Annotated in this window: 14 protein-coding genes and 2 pseudogenes; 14 read left to right on the plus strand and 2 right to left on the minus strand. The window is 62.6% G+C overall.

Going from position 1 to position 17,350, the window contains the following annotated elements:
* Positions 1–8: 8 nt before the first annotated feature.
* Positions 9–770 (minus strand): SDR family oxidoreductase, encoded by a 762-nt coding sequence (locus JOH52_RS11655; RefSeq protein WP_014529157.1) that lies wholly within the window; start codon positions 768–770, stop codon positions 9–11.
* Positions 771–882: 112 nt separating this feature from the next.
* On the opposite strand from JOH52_RS11655, the gene JOH52_RS11660 reads away from it, so the two are divergent.
* Positions 883–1,773 carry a LysR substrate-binding domain-containing protein gene (locus JOH52_RS11660; RefSeq protein ID WP_003532933.1) on the plus strand — a complete coding sequence of 297 codons (891 nt, stop codon included), beginning with the start codon at positions 883–885 and terminating at the stop codon, positions 1,771–1,773.
* A gap of 38 nt (positions 1,774–1,811) precedes the next feature.
* Here JOH52_RS11660 and carA read toward each other — a convergent pair whose 3' ends face one another.
* The gene (gene carA / locus JOH52_RS11665; protein WP_010969856.1) at positions 1,812–3,017 is read right to left on the minus strand and encodes a glutamine-hydrolyzing carbamoyl-phosphate synthase small subunit; all 1,206 of its coding nucleotides are present in this window, start codon (positions 3,015–3,017) and stop codon (positions 1,812–1,814) included.
* Between the two features lie 325 nt (positions 3,018–3,342).
* Between carA and JOH52_RS11670 the strand changes: the two genes are divergently transcribed.
* The 13 genes and pseudogenes from JOH52_RS11670 (at position 3,343) to JOH52_RS11730 (ending at position 17,106) form a co-directional block, all read left to right on the plus strand.
* Positions 3,343–3,792: a GatB/YqeY domain-containing protein gene (locus JOH52_RS11670; RefSeq protein WP_003532937.1), complete on the plus strand. Its 450-nt coding sequence runs from the start codon at positions 3,343–3,345 to the stop codon at positions 3,790–3,792.
* A gap of 233 nt (positions 3,793–4,025) precedes the next feature.
* Entirely contained in the window at positions 4,026–6,029 is a 2,004-nt protein-coding gene (gene dnaG, locus JOH52_RS11675; protein WP_010969855.1) for a DNA primase, read from the plus strand.
* Positions 6,030–6,074: 45 nt separating this feature from the next.
* Positions 6,075–7,985, plus strand: coding sequence for a DNA helicase RecQ (gene recQ, locus JOH52_RS11680; protein ID WP_010969854.1), 1,911 nt, complete (start codon positions 6,075–6,077; stop codon positions 7,983–7,985).
* Positions 7,986–8,244: 259 nt separating this feature from the next.
* Positions 8,245–9,432 carry a glycine C-acetyltransferase gene (locus tag JOH52_RS11685; RefSeq protein ID WP_010969853.1) on the plus strand — a complete coding sequence of 396 codons (1,188 nt, stop codon included), beginning with the start codon at positions 8,245–8,247 and terminating at the stop codon, positions 9,430–9,432.
* Between the two features lie 22 nt (positions 9,433–9,454).
* Positions 9,455–10,489 carry an L-threonine 3-dehydrogenase gene (gene tdh / locus JOH52_RS11690; RefSeq protein WP_013844736.1) on the plus strand — a complete coding sequence of 345 codons (1,035 nt, stop codon included), beginning with the start codon at positions 9,455–9,457 and terminating at the stop codon, positions 10,487–10,489.
* A 432-nt stretch (positions 10,490–10,921) separates the two neighbouring features.
* On the plus strand, positions 10,922–12,976 hold the full coding sequence (gene rpoD, locus JOH52_RS11695; protein WP_003532953.1) for an RNA polymerase sigma factor RpoD: 2,055 nt from the start codon (positions 10,922–10,924) through the stop codon (positions 12,974–12,976).
* A 221-nt stretch (positions 12,977–13,197) separates the two neighbouring features.
* Positions 13,198–13,488: a GYD domain-containing protein gene (locus JOH52_RS11700; protein WP_003532955.1), complete on the plus strand. Its 291-nt coding sequence runs from the start codon at positions 13,198–13,200 to the stop codon at positions 13,486–13,488.
* Positions 13,489–13,856: 368 nt separating this feature from the next.
* A complete protein-coding gene (locus JOH52_RS11705; protein ID WP_003537532.1) occupies positions 13,857–14,426 on the plus strand; it encodes a transglycosylase SLT domain-containing protein in 570 nt (189 codons plus the stop codon).
* 101 nt (positions 14,427–14,527) lie between these two features.
* Positions 14,528–14,881: a DUF1428 domain-containing protein gene (locus tag JOH52_RS11710; protein WP_003537534.1), complete on the plus strand. Its 354-nt coding sequence runs from the start codon at positions 14,528–14,530 to the stop codon at positions 14,879–14,881.
* A gap of 113 nt (positions 14,882–14,994) precedes the next feature.
* Positions 14,995–15,153 (plus strand): annotated as a pseudogene (locus JOH52_RS11715) (YjbQ family protein); the annotation flags it as partial.
* 82 nt (positions 15,154–15,235) lie between these two features.
* Complete coding sequence (locus JOH52_RS11720; protein ID WP_010969728.1) at positions 15,236–16,312, plus strand: ISAs1-like element ISRm21 family transposase; 1,077 nt, start codon at positions 15,236–15,238, stop codon at positions 16,310–16,312.
* Between the two features lie 2 nt (positions 16,313–16,314).
* Positions 16,315–16,593 (plus strand): annotated as a pseudogene (locus JOH52_RS11725) (secondary thiamine-phosphate synthase enzyme YjbQ); the annotation flags it as partial.
* Positions 16,594–16,701: 108 nt separating this feature from the next.
* Positions 16,702–17,106 carry a nuclear transport factor 2 family protein gene (locus tag JOH52_RS11730; RefSeq protein ID WP_003537547.1) on the plus strand — a complete coding sequence of 135 codons (405 nt, stop codon included), beginning with the start codon at positions 16,702–16,704 and terminating at the stop codon, positions 17,104–17,106.
* Positions 17,107–17,350: the final 244 nt, after the last annotated feature.

The raw sequence follows: 17,350 nt of genomic DNA on the forward strand, positions 1-17,350 counted from the left end.
GAAATCATTCAGGCGCCGGTCGAGAGCTTCTGGCCGAGACCGCCGTCCACGGCGAGTTTCGCCCCGGTCGTGAAGGTCGCCTCGAAGGCGAGGAAGAGCACGGCGCGCGCCACTTCATCCGCGGTGCCGTTGCGCTTCATCGGCGTGATGTTGTCGCCGAGCGTCTTGAACTCGGCGCGCTCGGCTTCGGTGATGCCGGCGACGCCCTTGGTCGGCGTATCGATGAAGCCGGGGCTGACGCTGTTGACCCGGATACCGCGCGGCAGAAGCTCGGCGGCGAGCACGGATGCGAAGGAGACGAGTGCCGCCTTGCTTGCGCTGTAGACGCTCATGCCCGGATGGCCGCCCTCGTCGGCGACGGAGGAGGTGAAGACGATCGATCCGCCTTCGCGGATCAGAGGCGTCAGCCGCTGCACGGTGAAGAAGGCGCCCTTGGTGTTGACGGCAAACTGGCGGTCATAGGAAGCCTCGCTCACCTGATCGAAGGGCTCCAGTTCCGAGACGCCGGCATTGATGTGCAGGAGATCGATCGCTCCGAGCGTCTGACCGGCGGCCGCACCGAGCACGGCGATTTCGTTGAGATCGGCGATGTCCGAGCGCAGTGCATGCACGCGCGGGCCGAACTCCTCCCTGATGCGGGCGATGTTGCTCTCGTTGCGGCCCGTGAGCAGTACCTCGGCGCCGCCCTCTACAAGCCGTCTCACGGTCGCCAGGCCCATGCCGTGGGTCCCGCCGATGACGATCGCCTTCTTTCCCTGATAGTTGCCCATGTCCGTTTCCTTTCGGTTCAACAATGATGATGAATAGATGCACTTGTGGACGAACTTGTGCTAGATGGCTCTGTGTGGACCTATCGTCCATGTTTGTGGATGATGGAAAGCCATGGCCAATCTCAACGACTTCACGTTCTTCGTTCACGTCGTGGACCACGGGGGGTTCGCGCCCGCCGCGCGCGCGTTGAACCTGCCGAAATCGACGCTCAGCAAGCGCGTGGCCGAACTCGAAAAGGATCTCGGCGTGCGGTTGATCAACCGCACGTCGCGTCATTTCGCGGTGACCGAATCCGGCAAGGATTTTTACCGCCACGCGGCGGCGATGATGATCGAGGCGGAAGCGGCGGAGAATGTCGTCAGGGGCAGACTTGCCGAACCGAGCGGCACGGTGAGGATCACGGCTTCGGTGCCGACCGCGCAGCTGTCGCTGGCGCCGCTCTTGCCGCAGCTCGCACTTGCCTATCCGAAGCTGCGCGTGACGCTGCATGCGACGGACCGCTTCGTCGATGTCATCCAGGAAGGCTTCGATCTTGCCGTGCGAGACCATTTCGCACCGCTGCCGGATTCCGGCCTCGTCCAGCGCCGCATCGGATTCCAGGCTAAGCTGATCGTCGCCTCACCGCTCTATTTGCAAGGGAACGGCACTCCCGAACGCCCGGAGGATCTCGATCATCATGATGGACTGCTCACGTCGCTGGCGTCCGAAGGCTGGGTGATGGAGCGCGCCGATGGGTCGACCGTGTCGGTCTCGCCGAGGCCGCGTTTCGTGGCCGACGAATCCCGCGTCCTGCGAGAAGCAGCTCTCGCGGGTCTCGGCATCACCACCTTGCCCGGCAAGCTTTGTCAGCAGGAGATCGAAAGCGGCACGCTTATCCGCATTCTTCCCGAGTGGACCGCCGGCAAGGTGATGACGACGATCTTGATGCCGCACCGGCGCGGGCAGCTTCCCTCCGTGCGGGCAACGGTCGATTTCATCGCCGAGCGTCTCGTCGACGGCTGATGCAGGAAGGCCCGCACGAGGCGGGCCTTGAGAACAACTCAGCGCTCGGCGAGTGCCGGTTCGCCTTTCTTCTCGCGAATGAGATTCAGGAAGCGGCGGAAGAGATAATGGCTGTCCTGCGGGCCTGGCGATGCTTCCGGGTGATGCTGGACGGAGAAGACCGGTCTGCCGTCGACGCGCAAGCCGCAATTGGTGCCGTCGAAGAGCGAGATGTGAGTCTGTTCAACACCTTGCGGAAGCGAGTTCGCATCGACCGCGAAGCCGTGGTTCATCGAAACGATCTCGACCTTGCCGGTGGTGTGGTCCTTGACCGGGTGGTTGGCGCCGTGGTGTCCCTGGTGCATCTTCTCGGTCCTGGCACCGAGCGCCAGTGCCAGCATCTGGTGGCCGAGGCATATGCCGAAGACCGGGATATCCGTCTTGAGAAGGTCCTGGATGACCGGCACGGCATATTCGCCCGTCGCGGCCGGGTCGCCCGGGCCGTTCGACAGGAAGATGCCGTCCGGCTTGAGCGCCAGGACTTCCTCGGCGCTCGTCTGGGCGGGGACGACGGTGACACGGCAGTTCAGGCCGGCGAAGAGGCGGAGGATGTTGCGCTTGACGCCGTAGTCGAGAGCCACGACGTGATAAGCGGCGTCGGTCTCGCCCAGCGTCGAGTAGCCCTCGTTCCAGACCCAGGGCTTCTCGTTCCAGCGGTAGGACTGGCCGGAAGTGGCGACCTTGGCGAGATCGAGGCCCTCGAGGCCGCTCCAGGCCTTTGCCTCGGCTTTCAGCGCCTCGACGTCGAAGACGCCTGCCGGGTCGTGGGCGATGACGGCGTTAGGCATGCCGTTTTCGCGGATCCAGGCCGTCAGCGCCCGGGTGTCGATGCCGCAGAGCCCGATGATGCCGCGCGCCTTCAGCCAGGCGTCGAGGTGCTTGGCTGCGCGGTAGTTGGAAGGCTCGGTGATGTCGGCCTTGAAGATGACGCCGACGGCACCGTGGCGGGCGGCAGGCGTCAGATCCTCGATGTCCTCGTCATTGGCGCCGATATTGCCGATATGCGGAAAGGTGAACGTGACGATCTGCCCGAGATAGGAGGGGTCGGTCAGGATTTCCTGGTAACCGGTCAACGCCGTGTTGAAACAGACCTCGGCCTGAACCGTCCCGGTCGCGCCGATGCCCTTGCCTTCGATCACCGTGCCGTCGGCCAGAACGAGCAGGGCAGTGGGTTTCTGGATTGTCCATGCGGGTGTCGCGGTCATCGTCTCTATCCCGTTGTGGCCGAAAGCGAGGCTTGAAAGCCGGTCGGTTCAGGGCCATTTCAGATCGCATGCGGCATGGCGCGCGGAAACCCCGCGGGAGAAAGTTCATGCCGATGTACGTGCAGGTGCCGGAAAATAGCCAAAGGCTCTGGCAAGGTCAACCAGCCGCTGTGAATTGTATGGAAATAAAATGCCTTATAATTCAATCGGTTGCCAAAGACGTTTGATTGTACCTGCCGCACTGGTTTAAGACGATGACAAAAGAACGCATCGAACCGGCCCCGCAGATAAAGCCCTGGGGTCGGTTTCGACATGGAGTTAAGACATGCGCGAGCATTTCGCCAATGCACTGAAAGAAGCCCTCAAGGCCAAGGATACCCGGCGCGTCTCGACCGTCCGGCTCATCCAGGCCGCGATCAAGGACCGCGACATCGCCAATCGCGGCCACGGCAAGGACCCGGTCGGCGACGACGAGATCCTGCAGATCCTTGCGAAGATGATCAAGCAGCGCGAGGAATCGGCCCGCGTCTATGACGAGGGCGGGCGGCCGGAGCTTGCCGAGCAGGAGCGGCAGGAAATCGCCATCATCAACCAGTTCCTGCCGGAGCAGCTTTCCGAGGAAAAGGTCAAGGAAGTCTGCGCCAAGACCGTCGCGGAAATCGGTGCGCACGGGCTGCGCGACATGGGCAAGTGCATGAACGCCCTGAAAGAGCGCTATCCGGGCAAGATGGACTTCGGCAAGGCCTCCGGGGTGGTCAAAGACCTCCTGAAGTAAGCCGCAGCGCCCGCTTCGGCGGGCGCGCCTTCCCTGGGCGGCTGACGGCAAACGACCCGCGCCGCGCCGGCCGACAAGCGTTACCCCTTGGCTTTAGCGCATGCCTGTGAATAGCGGGCAAGGCGCAGGCTGCCTGTGGCTTCCTTCGGCCATGCCGCTTATATGGAGGTTTGCGTGCATGTCGTTGCCCGAAGCCGCTGCACGGGCTCGGGCGACATGCAGTAGAGGTAACCATGCGCTTTTCACCGTCCTTTCTCGATGAGATACGCGACCGCGTCCCCATTTCGGACGTGATCGGCAAGCGCGTCACCTGGGACCGACGCAAGACCAATGTTTCGCGCGGCGATTATTGGGCCTGCTGCCCGTTCCACGGCGAGAAATCGCCGAGCTTCCACTGCGAGGATCGCAAGGGCCGCTATCATTGCTTCGGCTGCGGCGTTTCCGGCGATCATTTCCGCTTCCTGACCGAGCTCGAGGGCCTGAGTTTTCCGGAGGCCGTGCAGCAGATCGCCGATCTGGCGGGCGTCCCGATGCCGCAGCCGGATCCGCAGGCCGAGCAGCGCGAGCGCGAACGTACGAGCCTGCTCGACGTCATGGAACTGGCGACGCAGTTTTTTCAGGATCAGCTTCAGACGGCGAACGGGGCAAAGGCGCGCGCCTATCTGCGCGAGCGCGGACTGACCGGCCGCACGATCGAGACGTTCCGTCTCGGTTTTGCACCCGACAGCCGCAATGCGCTGAAGGAGTTTCTGGCCGGCAAGGGGATCGGCAAGGAGCAGATCGAAGCCTGCGGCCTCGTCGTGCACGGCGACGGCATTCCGGTCTCCTACGACCGCTTCCGCGACAGGATCATGTTCCCGATCCCGTCCGCGCGAGAAAAGGTGATCGCCTTCGGCGGGCGCGCCATGTCGCCGGACGCCCCGGCCAAATATCTGAACTCCAACGAGACCGAGCTCTTTCACAAGGGCAATGTGCTCTTCAATTTCGCCCGCGCCCGGCGGGCCTCGCAGGGTGCCGATGGCGCAGGCACGATCATTGCCGTCGAAGGCTATATGGACGTGATCGCGCTTCATCAGGCGGGGATAGAAAATGCCGTTGCGCCGCTCGGTACGGCGCTTACCGAAAATCAGCTCGATCTCTTATGGAAGATGACGACCCAGCCGGTGCTCTGCTTCGACGGCGACGGCGCCGGTGTCCGCGCCGCCCATCGGGCCGTCGATCTCGCGCTGCCCCATTTGAAGCCGGGCCGGTCCGTGCGCTTTGCCCTGTTGCCGGAGGGCAAGGACCCGGACGATGTGGTGCGCCATGACGGACGCGAGCCCTTCGACAAGGTGCTCGCCAATGCCCGCTCGCTGGCCGACATGGTCTGGCAGCGCGAGGTGCAGGGCGGGGATTTCGACACGCCGGAAAAGCGCGCCGAACTCGAAGCGCGGCTGCGGCAGGTGACCTCGGTAATCGCCGACGAGAGCGTGCGCCGCCACTATGGGCAGGACATGCGCGACCGCCTGAATGCGTTTCTCCAGGGGAGCGCGCCGTTCAGAGGCGAAAGGCGGCCGTTCGAGCGGGGCGGGAGGCAGGCGGGCAGGCAGGGCGGCAGGGGCTGGTCGCCGGCTCCCAATCCGGTCATGGGCGCGGCCGTGGAGGCTGGGACCGCCGGTAGTTCCAAACTCAATCAGATGCTGAAGGCCGGCGGCTCGCTTCGCCCGCCGGTACTTCGCGAGAGCGTGCTTGCATTGACGATCGTCAATCATCCGCAATTGCTGTTCGACGAGTATGACGAGATCGCCACGATCGAGTTCGACCACCGTGATCTGCAGCGCTGCTGGGCTGCGGTTCTGAACGCCGCGGCGGCCAACGGATTGCGGCTGACGCGGGAAACCCTGATGGAGCAGCTCGAGGCGGAGGGTTTCTCGGCGCTGATCGGCGCCCTGGACCAGCAGGTGCGCTATGCGCGGCTCTGGACGGCAACGGCGGCGGCGGCTCCGGAGGATGCGCGCGAAGGTTATCTCCAGGCCCTGACGCTTCATCGGCGGACGAAGGCGCTGCTCTGGCAGAAGCGGGAGCTCGAGCGGGAGATCGCGGAAGCCACGGCCTCCGAAGACGTGGAGCAGGGTCAGCGGCTCGTGCGCGCCATGGAGGAGGTGCAGCTCGAGCTGCACCGGATGGACAAGCTCGAAGCGATCATCGAAGGCTTCGGCGTGCTTTCCGGCCGCGTCAAGGGGCCGGCGGCTCGGTAGCCGATACTCTCACGACGGGCAGGTTGAGCAGCGGCCCGAGCGGGTTTGCCTTCGATCAGCCTCGACTCCATACTGCGTGCTCCCGATGAAAGCGATTCCATGCCCGAAAGCCACAACACCGGCCGCCTGTTCGAAACGGAAGGCGTCAGCAATCCCCTCGATCTCCTGAAGCGTATCTACGGTTATTCCACCTTCCGCGGCCAGCAGCAGGCGGTCGTCGACCATGTGGTTGCCGGTGGCGATGCCGTCGTGCTCTTTCCGACGGGGGCGGGAAAATCGCTCTGCTTCCAGATCCCGGCGCTCTGCCGCCGGGGCGTCGGCATCGTCGTTTCGCCGCTGATCGCCCTGATGCGCGATCAGGTGGAAGCGCTGAAGCAGCTCGGCATCCGGGCCGCGGCACTCAACTCTTCATTGACGCGGGACGAGGCGATTGCGGTCCGCCGCGCACTTTCGAGAGACGAACTCGATCTCCTCTACGTGACGCCGGAGCGCGCCGTCACCGATGGCTTCGCCGAAATGATCGCCGATGCCGATATCGCCCTTTTCGCGATCGACGAGGCCCATTGCGTATCGCAATGGGGACATGACTTCCGCCCGGAATATCGCGGCCTCGGCTGCCTCGCCGAGCGCTTTCCCGGTGTGCCGCGGATCGCGCTTACCGCCACCGCGGATCCCCACACGCGCGACGATATGATCGAGCGGCTGGGACTCGGCGGGGCGCGCGTTTTCGCCTCCAGCTTCGACCGCCCGAATATCGCCTATGAGATCGTGGAACGCGATCAGCCTCGCCAGCAATTGCTGCGCTTCCTGTCGCGCTTCAAGGATGCAAGCGGCATCGTCTATTGCCTGTCGCGCGCGAAGGTCGAGGACACGGCGGAATGGCTCGATGCACAGGGCATCCGTGCGCTTCCCTATCATGCCGGCATGGAGCGGGCGGCGCGCGACGCGCATCAGGATGCATTCCTCAAGGAGGAAAACCTGTGCCTCGTCGCAACCGTCGCTTTCGGCATGGGAATCGACAAGCCGGATGTGCGCTACGTCGCCCATCTCGATCTCCCGGGCTCGGTCGAGGCCTACTACCAGGAGACGGGGAGGGCGGGTCGCGATGGTCTGCCTTCTGAAGTGTGGATGGCCTATGGCATGGCGGATGTCATCCAGCGCCGGCGGATGATCGACGAGGGCGGAGCGCCCGAGGAAATCAAACGCATCGAGCGGGCGAAACTCAATTCGCTGCTTGCCATTTGCGAGACGGCAGGCTGCCGGCGCCAGGCCATCCTCGCGCATTTCGGGGAGGCTCATCCGGGCGGCTGCGGTCATTGCGACACCTGCCTGAAGCCGGTCGAGACCTGGGACGGCACGGAAGCGGCGATCAAGGCCCTTGCCGCCGTCTACCGCACCGGAGAGCGCTTCGGAACCGGCCATCTGATCGATGTGCTTACCGGCAGCGTCAACGAGAAGACGGAGCGCTTCGGCCATGTCGACATGCCGGTCTTCGGGGCCGGCAAGGACCTGCCGGCGCGCACCTGGCAGTCGATCTTCCGGCAATTGCTCGCCGCAGGGCTGATCTCCGTGGACCACGCCGCCTTCGGAGCGTTGAAGCTCGAGCCTGAGGCCCGCAGCGTCTTTCGCCGCGAACGGCAGGTGCTCTTCCGCAAGGACCGTCCGAGTTCCGGCAAGGCCAAAACCGCACGCGGGTCGAAGCCGGCCAGCGAACGATCGGACCTCGCGGGATCCGATCTCGAACTGTTCGAGCGGCTCCGGTCCGAGCGCCTGTCTCTCGCCCGCGAGATGGACGTGCCGCCTTATGTCGTCTTTCCGGATACGACCCTGATTGCGCTTGCCAAACGGCGTCCGCGCGATTTCGAGGAGCTGCTCGACGTTCCCGGCATCGGCGAGAGCAAGCGGGAGAGATATGGCGAAGCGTTTCTCGCTGTGATCGAGGCGTTCGAGGGCTAATGTCGAATGATCATCCGCCCCTCATCCCGCTGCCGCGACCTTCTCCCCGCAAGCGGGGCGAAGGAGAATCGGCATCAGCACGTGGCGTCGAAACAAATTCCATGAGCGGTGCCATCGTGTTAGTCCTCTACAGCGCCGCGCGTCTTATCAGGCGCGCAAAGGTCGCTGTAGCACTTTGATCTGCTGTGTCCTTTAATCGGATACGATTAAAGGAAACATGCAGTAGACGGTGATGTCCTTTGATCGCGAGCACCCAGCCATGACCACGGCCTTCCTCTCCCATCTCCGTTCGGAACTCGAAGACCTCAAGCAGGCCGGGCTCTACAAGTCCGAGCGTGTCATCACCTCCAAGCAGTCGGGCGAGATCGAAGTCGCTTCCGGCGGGCGTGTCCTGAATTTCTGCGCCAACAACTATCTCGGCCTCGCCGACAGCGAGGAGCTTGCGCAAGCCGCGAAGAGCGCGCTCGACCGTTACGGCTACGGCATGGCCTCGGTGCGTTTCATCTGCGGCACGCAGGAGGAGCACAAGGAGCTCGAAGCGCGCATATCCTCCTTCCTCGGCATGGAGGACACGATTCTCTATTCCTCCTGTTTCGACGCGAATGGCGGTTTGTTCGAGACGCTGCTGGGCGAGGACGACGCGATCATCTCCGACGCGCTGAACCATGCCTCGATCATCGATGGCGTGCGCCTCTCCAAGGCCAGGCGCTTCCGTTATGCCAACAACGACATGGCAGCACTGGAAGAAGAGCTGAAGAAGGCGGAAGGCAGCCGTTTCAAGATGATCGCCACCGACGGCGTCTTCTCGATGGACGGCATCATCGCCAATCTCCAGGGCGTTTGCGATCTCGCCGAGAAATACGGCGCAATGGTCATGGTGGACGACAGCCATGCGGTCGGCTTCGTCGGCAAGCATGGGCGCGGCTCCGCCGAACATTGCGGCGTCGAAGGACGGGTCGATATCATTACCGGCACGCTCGGCAAGGCGCTTGGCGGCGCTTCGGGCGGGTATACGTCGGCGAAGGCCGATGTCGTCGAGTGGTTGCGCCAGCGCTCGCGGCCCTATCTGTTTTCCAATACGCTCGCGCCCGTCATCGCCGCCGCTTCTCTCAAGGTTTTCGAGCTGATCGAAAACGGCGACGCTCTGCGCAACCGCCTTTACGCAAACGCGGCGCTCTTCCGGAGCGAGATGTCCGGCCTCGGCTTCACGCTTGCCGGCGAGGGCCATCCGATCATTCCGGTCATGCTTGGGGATGCGGCGCTCGCACAGGAGATGGCGGCGCGCATGCTGAAGAAGGGCGTCTACGTCGTCGGCTTCTCCTTCCCGGTGGTGCCGAAAGGGCAGGCCCGCATCCGCACGCAGATGTCCGCCGCGCACAGCGAAGCGGATGTCCGCCGTGCCATCGCGGTCTTCGAGGAGGTGGGCCGCGAACTGGGCGTGATCTAATTGGCACAGGCAGGATCGAGCGATGACCAACATGATGAAGGCACTGGTCAAGACGAAGCCGGAGGTAGGGCTCTGGATGGAGCGCGTGCCGGTGCCGGAAATCGGGCCGAACGACGTCCTGATCCGCGTCAGGAAATCGGCGATCTGCGGCACCGACGTCCACATCTGGAACTGGGATCAATGGGCGGAGAAGACGATCCCAGTGCCGATGGTCGTCGGACACGAATTCATGGGCGAGGTCGTCGAGGTCGGGCCGGCCGTCAGCAAGCATCATGTCGGCGAGCGGGTTTCCGGAGAAGGTCACATCGTCTGCGGCAAATGCCGCAATTGCCGCGCGGGCAGGGGGCATCTCTGCCGCAACACGCTCGGCGTCGGCGTCAACCGCCCCGGATCCTTCGCCGAGTTCGTCTGCCTTCCCGAATATAATGTCGTGTCGATCCCCGACGACGTGCCGGACGAGATCGCCGCAATCTTCGATCCCTTCGGCAACGCCGTGCATACGGCGCTCTCCTTCGATCTCGTCGGCGAGGACGTTCTGGTCACCGGTGCCGGGCCGATCGGCATCATGGGGGCGATGGTGGCCAAGCGTTGCGGTGCCCGCAAGGTGGTGATCACCGACATCAATCCCGTTCGTCTCGATCTCGCGCGCAAGCTCGGCATCGACCACGTCGTCGACGCGTCGAAGGAAAATCTTGCCGACGTCATGCGGGTGATCGGCATGACCGAGGGCTTCGATGTGGGGCTGGAAATGTCGGGCGCGGCGCCCGCTTTCCGCGACATGATCGACAAGATGAACAATGGCGGCAAGATTGCGATCCTCGGCATTGCGCCGGCGGGCTTCGAGATCGACTGGAACAAGGTCATCTTCAAGATGCTCAACCTCAAGGGCATCTACGGTCGCGAAATGTTCGAGACCTGGTACAAGATGATCGCCTTCGTCCAGGGCGGGCTCGACCTCTCGCCGATAATCACCCACCGTATCGGCATCGACGATTTTCGCGACGGCTTCGAGGCGATGCGCTCGGGCAATTCCGGCAAGGTGGTGATGGACTGGTAGACGGAGCCGCAGCCGCGATCGATTGCCAGGGCATTCTTCCGGAAAAACCGTGCAACCCTTGTCTTTCTTTGGGGCGCTCCTACATGTTGAGCGAAAGCTGATAAACAGCGCAAAAACCCGTCCATGAGCGTTTTTTGCCGATTTAGGCGGTTTTTCGCCGGAAACGCTTGACGGGATGAAAAATTCTGGGAATCACCATTTCAAGCAGAAATGGCGACATGGTACGGCGGATAGGAAATCATGCCAGGGACGTTTCAGTGGCAGGACTTGTCGAAGCTTGCCCGTTCATCGCTGTCGTGGTTAATCAGGAATTAAATATCATCCCGTTACGTCAGGGGAAATAATCGGTGGCGGGTACGCGGCGTGCCCGGACCTCCGAGTGGCATTGATTACCGGGCGCCGGCCGGTTGCGACAAGGAAAGCGACGAATAAATGGCAACAAAAGTCAAAGAAAACGAAGAAGCCGACGTTGAACGTGAAGGTGCACCGGACGGTCCGCTTCTCGATCTTTCCGACGATGCTGTCAAGAAGATGATCAAGGCCGCCAAGAAGCGCGGCTATGTGACCATGGACGAGCTCAACTCCGTTCTGCCCTCCGAAGAAGTGACTTCCGAGCAGATCGAAGATACGATGTCCATGCTTTCCGACATGGGCATCAACGTCATCGAGGACGAGGAAGCCGAGGAGGCTGCCGCCAGCGACGACGATGACGGCGCCGACGAGGGCGAAAGCGAAGGCGGCGAACTCGCGCCTGCTAGCGGCACCGCACTTGCAGCCAGCAAGAAGAAGGAGCCGACCGATCGCACCGACGATCCGGTGCGCATGTATCTGCGCGAGATGGGCTCCGTGGAGCTTCTCTCGCGCGAAGGCGAAATCGCCATCGCCAAGCGTATCGAGGCCGGCCGCGAAACGATGATTGCCGGGCTCTGTGAGAGCCCGCTTACCTTCCAGGCGTTGATCATCTGGCGCGACGAGTTGAACGAGGGCCAGACGCTGCTGCGCGAGATCATCGATCTCGAGACGACCTATTCCGGCCCCGAGGCAAAGGCTGCACCGCAGTTCCAGAGCCCGGAAAAGATCGAAGCCGACCGCAAGGCGGCGGAAGAGAAGGAAAAGGTCCGCAGGACCCGAACTGCGGCGAACGACGACGACATCACCAATGTCGGCGGCGAAGGCCAGGCACCCGAGGAAGAGGAGGAGGACGACGACGAGTCGAACCTCTCGCTCGCCGCGATGGAAGCGGAACTGCGCCCGCAGGTGATGGAGACGCTCGACGTCATCGCCGAAACCTACAAGAAGCTCCGCAAGCTGCAGGACCAGCAGGTGGAAGCGCGCCTTGCCGCGACCGGCACTCTGTCGCCGGCGCAGGAGCGCCGCTACAAGGAGCTGAAGGACGAGCTGATCAAGGCCGTGAAGTCGCTGTCGCTCAACCAGAACCGCATCGACGCCCTGGTTGAGCAGCTCTACGACATCTCCAAGCGCCTGACGCAGAACGAGGGCCGCCTCCTGCGCCTGGCCGAATCCTATGGCGTCAAGCGTGAGGCGTTCCTGGAGCAGTATTCCGGCGCCGAGCTCGATCCGAACTGGATGAAGTCGATCAGCAATCTCGCCGGCAAAGGCTGGAAGGAGTTTGCCAGGGCCGAGAACCAGACGATCCGCGACATCCGCCAGGAGATCCAGAACCTTGCGACGGAGACCGGCATTTCCATCGCCGAGTTTCGCCGCATCGTATCCATGGTGCAGAAGGGCGAGCGTGAAGCGCGTATCGCCAAGAAGGAGATGGTCGAGGCCAACCTTCGTCTGGTGATCTCGATTGCCAAGAAGTACACGAACCGCGGTCTGCAGTTCCTCGATCTGATCCAGGAAGGCAACATCGGTCTCATGAAGGCGGTCGACAAGTTCGAGTATCGCCGCGGCTACAAGTTCTCGACCTATGCCACATGGTGGATCCGGCAGGCGATCACCCGTTCGATCGCCGACCAGGCCCGCACGATCCGCATTCCGGTGCACATGATCGAGACGATCAACAAGATCGTCCGCACCTCGCGCCAGATGCTGCACGAGATCGGCCGCGAGCCGACGCCCGAGGAACTGGCGGAAAAGCTCGCAATGCCGCTCGAGAAGGTGCGCAAGGTCCTGAAGATCGCCAAGGAGCCGATCTCGCTCGAAACGCCGGTCGGCGACGAGGAAGATTCGCATCTCGGGGATTTCATCGAGGACAAGAATGCGTTGTTGCCGATCGATGCGGCCATTCAGGCGAATCTGCGCGAGACGACCACGCGCGTGCTCGCCTCGCTCACGCCCCGCGAGGAGCGCGTGCTGCGCATGCGTTTCGGCATCGGCATGAACACCGACCATACGCTGGAAGAAGTCGGCCAGCAGTTCTCGGTTACCCGCGAACGCATCCGGCAGATCGAAGCGAAGGCGCTGCGCAAGCTCAAGCATCCAAGCCGTTCGCGCAAGTTGCGCTCGTTCCTGGACAGCTGATCCCTGGACCTTTTCATCGACGACAAAGCCGGGCCCAGTGCCCGGCTTTGTTATTTCGGCTCTACTCCCGGCGCAAAACCGTACGTCATTTTCCTCGAATTGCTTTATACTTTGCGTCCCGAGGCCGCACATGAATGCGTGAATGCGCGCCGGCCTTTTTCAGATACAGGGCATCTTGAGCGCCTTCGGCCGAAGGCGGGATGCTTTGCGGGAGGTGTGAGATGACGACTTACGTTCTGCTTCTCAATTGGACTGAGCTCGGTATCAGAAATGTGCGCGAGTCCCCGAAGCGGCTCGATGCGGCAAGGAGGCAGCTCGAGGAGATGGGCGGTTCCTTCAAGGACTTCTACCTGACGATGGGCGAACACGACATGGTTGCGATCTGCGAAGCGCCTGACGACGCAGTCGCCGCGCGGTTCGCTATCACGCTCGGCATGAACGGCAATGTGCGTACGCGTACGCTGAAGGCCTTCCCAGAGGCCGCTTACCGCGAACTGATCGGCACGCTCTGATAGAGCGCCTCCGGATCGCCCCTCATCCGCCTGCCGGCACCTTCTCCCCGCAAGCGGGGCGAAGGGGACTCGCGGCGCCTGCCGCATATATTCTCCCCCACAAGGGGGGAGACGACAAGCGGCTTGACCTTCACCTATCCCAAACGATGCCGTCGGCAGACCGTATTGGAAGCGAAAGCCAGGCGGTTTCTCTCCGTGGCAACGGCTCCCGCCAGAGGAGCAGATCCGCATATGCCCTAGCCCGCAAGCGAGGTCGAGGGTTATTCCTCGGGTTAAAGGGGTGAGGGGCAGACCACCTTCGCCTACGCGTAAAAACCGATCCTTAAGATTTACGTCTTATCAACCTCTCTCAAACGAGAGGTTCCGCGATGCGTTGGGTTTTTGTCGTCGTCCTCCTGTTGTTGGCCGGCTGCGGAACGGTGCCGAGAGAAACCCGGAACGCCTGTGCGGTTTTCGAGCAGCGAGATGGTCTTTTCAACAATTGGCGCCGGGCTGCTTATGCGGCAGAGCGCGAATATGGCGTGCCCGTCCCGGTGCTGATGGCGACGATCTATGCGGAGTCCGGCTTCCGCCATAATGCCAGGCCGCCGCGGACGAAGCTCCTCGGCTTCATCCCGTGGACAAGGGTCTCTTCAGCCTACGGCTATTCGCAGGCGCTTGACGGCACCTGGGCGCGCTACCAGGCCGAGACGGGCCGATGGACGGCGCGCCGGTCGGATTTCGGCGACGCGATCCGCTTCATCGCCTGGTATCACAATCAGAGCCACCAGCGGAACGGCATCGCCCTGAACGACACCTACAGGCTCTATATCGCCTATTATCACGGCCACAGCGGCTATGCCCGCGGCAATTGGAGCGATACCGCAAAGGCCGGCGCCAAGAGAGCATCCGGCATGGCCGCGAACTACGCGCGCCAGTTGCGCGGCTGCGGCTCGTGACGCGAGCGGGTGGCGGCAGCCATCAAAATGTCGTTCCCCTGTCGGAACCTGTGCTCTTCGATCGTCCTGGTGATGTCTTTCAACACGTGGAGGAGACGAAAATGGCGTATGTGGACGGTTTTCTCGTTGCAGTACCGACGGCCAACATAGAGGCCTACAAGAAGCTGGCGAGCGCGGCGGGCGCGGTGTGGAAGGAGCATGGCGCGCTCAATTACGTCGAATGCCTCGCAGACGACGTGCCCTATGGCGAACTCACATCATTCCCGCGCGCGGTTCAGGCAAAGGACGACGAGACCGTCGTCTTCTCGTGGATCGTCTACCGGTCGCGTCAGGACCGGGACGCGATCGTCGCCAAGGTAATGGCGGATCCGAGACTCCAGGGCGACGAATGGAAGTCCATCTTCGATGGAAAACGCATGATCTATGGCGGGTTCGAGCCCTTTCTCGAATTATAGGATCGGCGTTGCCGGCTGCTGTACGATCCGCCCATCATGGAGCGAACCGGATGCCGGGCGGGCCCCGTACGTCTCTGGACAAGCGGGGCCACCACAAAGCAGGCGGAGGGGGAATGGCGCAGACCGTCATAACCATATCTACGAAGGGGCAGGGGCTTTACGAGTTCACCGCCGAGGCTGACGGCTTCGTGCGTGCGTCCGGCGTGGCCGAGGGATTGCTCACGGTGTTCGTCCGTCATACTTCCGCTTCGCTGATCATCCAGGAGAACGCAGGGGAATCGCATTTAGCAAATAAGCGGTTGTTTTGTTGCGGCAAATCGATTCTTGGAGTTCTCCGCTGACTTGGAGGTCTCGATGAGTAGATTTGCCGCTTGCTTTGAAGATTTGCCCGATCCGCGCGGTCGCAATGCGCGCCATCCGTTGACGTCGATCCTGTTCATTGCCGTTGCGGCGATTGTCTGCGGTGCGGAAAGCTGTACCGATATGGCCGATTTCGGCGTTGCCAAGAAGAAATGGCTGAAGACAATCGTGCCGCTGCCCTATGGCATTCCCAGCCATGACACCTTCTCCACCGTCTTCCGCCATCTCGATCCGGATGCCTTTGACGCGGCCTTTCGCCGTCTCACGGCGAGCTTTGCGCAGGGTCTCGAAGGGGTGGTAGCGATCGATGGCAAGGCGGTGCGCGGTGCCTACCGGCGCGCCGCCAAGGCCACGCCACTCCACTTCGTCAATGTCTGGGCTGCCGGTCCCGGTCTGGTCATCGGCCAAAAGCTCGCGCCGGGCCGCAATGAGGTGCAAGGGGCTCTCGATGCGCTCGCGCTGCTGGCACTGGAGGGCTCTATCGTCACCGCCGATGCCCTGCATTGCCGGCCCGACACCGCCCGCGCCATCCTCGCTGCCGGCGGCGATTATGCTCTGGCACTGAAGGCCAACCAGCCCGGCCTCTTGGCCCAGGCGCTCGCCCGCATCGAGGACGCCGACCACGTCGAGAGCATCCAGATTGCAGCCGAGACTGCCCATGACCGCACCGAGACACGCCGCGCCAGCGTTGTGGCTGTCGACGATATCAACTTTCCGGGCCTGCAGGCCATCGGCTGCGTCGAGACCACAAGCCGTCATACCAACGGCCATTTGACCAGCCATGTCCGCTACTTCCTGCTCTCCACCACCATGTCGCCGAGCGCGCTGATCGAGGTTGTAAGAACCCATTGGCAAATCGAAAACAAACTGCATTGGGTTCTGGATGTCCACTTCCGCGAGGACGCCGCCAGAAACCGCAAGGACAACGGCCCTCAGAACATTGCCTTCTTGCGCAAGATCGCTCTCAACCTCTTGCGATCTCACCCCGACAAGGCCTCCATCCGCCGGAAAATCAAAAAGGCGGGCTGGGATGACCAATTCCTCACTTCTCTTATCGCTCATATGCGATAGCCCTGCAGGAGAACGCCGATGCGGACGTGAAGCGTGACCTCCATGCCTTCTTCCACCGGCTGGTGCCGCCGTCCTCCGATCCATCGATGAGCTGGGTCGTCCACACCATGGAGGGGCCGGACGACATGCCGGCGCATATCAAGGCGGCACTCACGCAGGTTTCGCTCGGCATTCCCGTCATGCAGGGGCGCCTGGCGCTTGGAACCTGGCAGGGGCTTTATCTGTTCGAACACCGCGACCGGCCGCACCGCCGCGAGATCGTCCTGCATCTCGGCAGCTGACGAGGCGCAGGTCCGGCAGTAACCGTCCGGGCGGACGTTGCCATTTTCTCTTTCCGCGCCGCCCGCGCTCTGCGGTAGAGTGAAGCGGAGGCCAATTCGGAGGAGAGAATGACAGACGCCCAGACGATAGCCAGCCATTTCATCGAAGCTCTGAACGACCGCGACTTTGACACGCTTTCACGCCTCGTCGGCGAGGACGTCGCGTTCGACTCGCTGACCGGGGAGCGGACCCTCGGCGCCGGCGCGCTCAGGAGCTGGGTGATGAATTATTTCCGCCATTTCGACGAGAGCTTCGGCGACGTCGTGTTGATGCGAGACGCCGCCGGTGAGCGCGTGGCGGCGGATACGACCGCGCGCGGCACCTACCGCGAGACGATGGCCGGCTTTCCCGAAGCCTCCGGTCAGGCCTATTCCATTGCGAGCGTCTTCGTCTTCGAGATCGAGGACGGCCTCATTGCGCGCCTCAGCCACTACCGCAATAGCCGCCTCTTCGAGCGGGAGCTCGCGGGTTGAGCCCGATCTAGCCGCTTGACCCAACGGGCTTCCGGACGGAAAACTGTTACAAATTTTTCCTGGAAGTACTCTTTCCTGCCGGATCAATAACTTAGCCTGCCGGAAAGCGCCGGGGGATGAAGCGATTCGTCGCGCGTCAGGGGCGTGATCAACCTGAATACTGCATGAACGGAGGGTTCCGGTGCCGTTCAGTTTGGCCGGCCTATGTTTGCCTCAATCGTCAACCAGAACCGCTTCGTCACAC

This window comes from Sinorhizobium meliloti, from assembly GCF_017876815.1.
Classification (GTDB): Bacteria; Pseudomonadota; Alphaproteobacteria; order Rhizobiales; family Rhizobiaceae; genus Sinorhizobium; species Sinorhizobium meliloti.

Coding starts and splice junctions, on each gene's coding strand:
- JOH52_RS11655 (WP_014529157.1), bottom strand. CDS start 770: ATGGGCAACTATCAGGGAAAGAAGGCGATCGTCATCGGCGGGACCCAC.
- JOH52_RS11730 (WP_003537547.1), top strand. CDS start 16,702: ATGACAGACGCCCAGACGATAGCCAGCCATTTCATCGAAGCTCTGAAC.
- rpoD (WP_003532953.1), top strand. CDS start 10,922: ATGGCAACAAAAGTCAAAGAAAACGAAGAAGCCGACGTTGAACGTGAA.
- JOH52_RS11705 (WP_003537532.1), top strand. CDS start 13,857: ATGCGTTGGGTTTTTGTCGTCGTCCTCCTGTTGTTGGCCGGCTGCGGA.
- JOH52_RS11685 (WP_010969853.1), top strand. CDS start 8,245: ATGACCACGGCCTTCCTCTCCCATCTCCGTTCGGAACTCGAAGACCTC.
- JOH52_RS11710 (WP_003537534.1), top strand. CDS start 14,528: ATGGCGTATGTGGACGGTTTTCTCGTTGCAGTACCGACGGCCAACATA.
- JOH52_RS11660 (WP_003532933.1), top strand. CDS start 883: ATGGCCAATCTCAACGACTTCACGTTCTTCGTTCACGTCGTGGACCAC.
- carA (WP_010969856.1), bottom strand. CDS start 3,017: ATGACCGCGACACCCGCATGGACAATCCAGAAACCCACTGCCCTGCTC.
- JOH52_RS11670 (WP_003532937.1), top strand. CDS start 3,343: ATGCGCGAGCATTTCGCCAATGCACTGAAAGAAGCCCTCAAGGCCAAG.
- dnaG (WP_010969855.1), top strand. CDS start 4,026: ATGCGCTTTTCACCGTCCTTTCTCGATGAGATACGCGACCGCGTCCCC.
- tdh (WP_013844736.1), top strand. CDS start 9,455: ATGACCAACATGATGAAGGCACTGGTCAAGACGAAGCCGGAGGTAGGG.
- JOH52_RS11720 (WP_010969728.1), top strand. CDS start 15,236: ATGAGTAGATTTGCCGCTTGCTTTGAAGATTTGCCCGATCCGCGCGGT.
- JOH52_RS11700 (WP_003532955.1), top strand. CDS start 13,198: ATGACGACTTACGTTCTGCTTCTCAATTGGACTGAGCTCGGTATCAGA.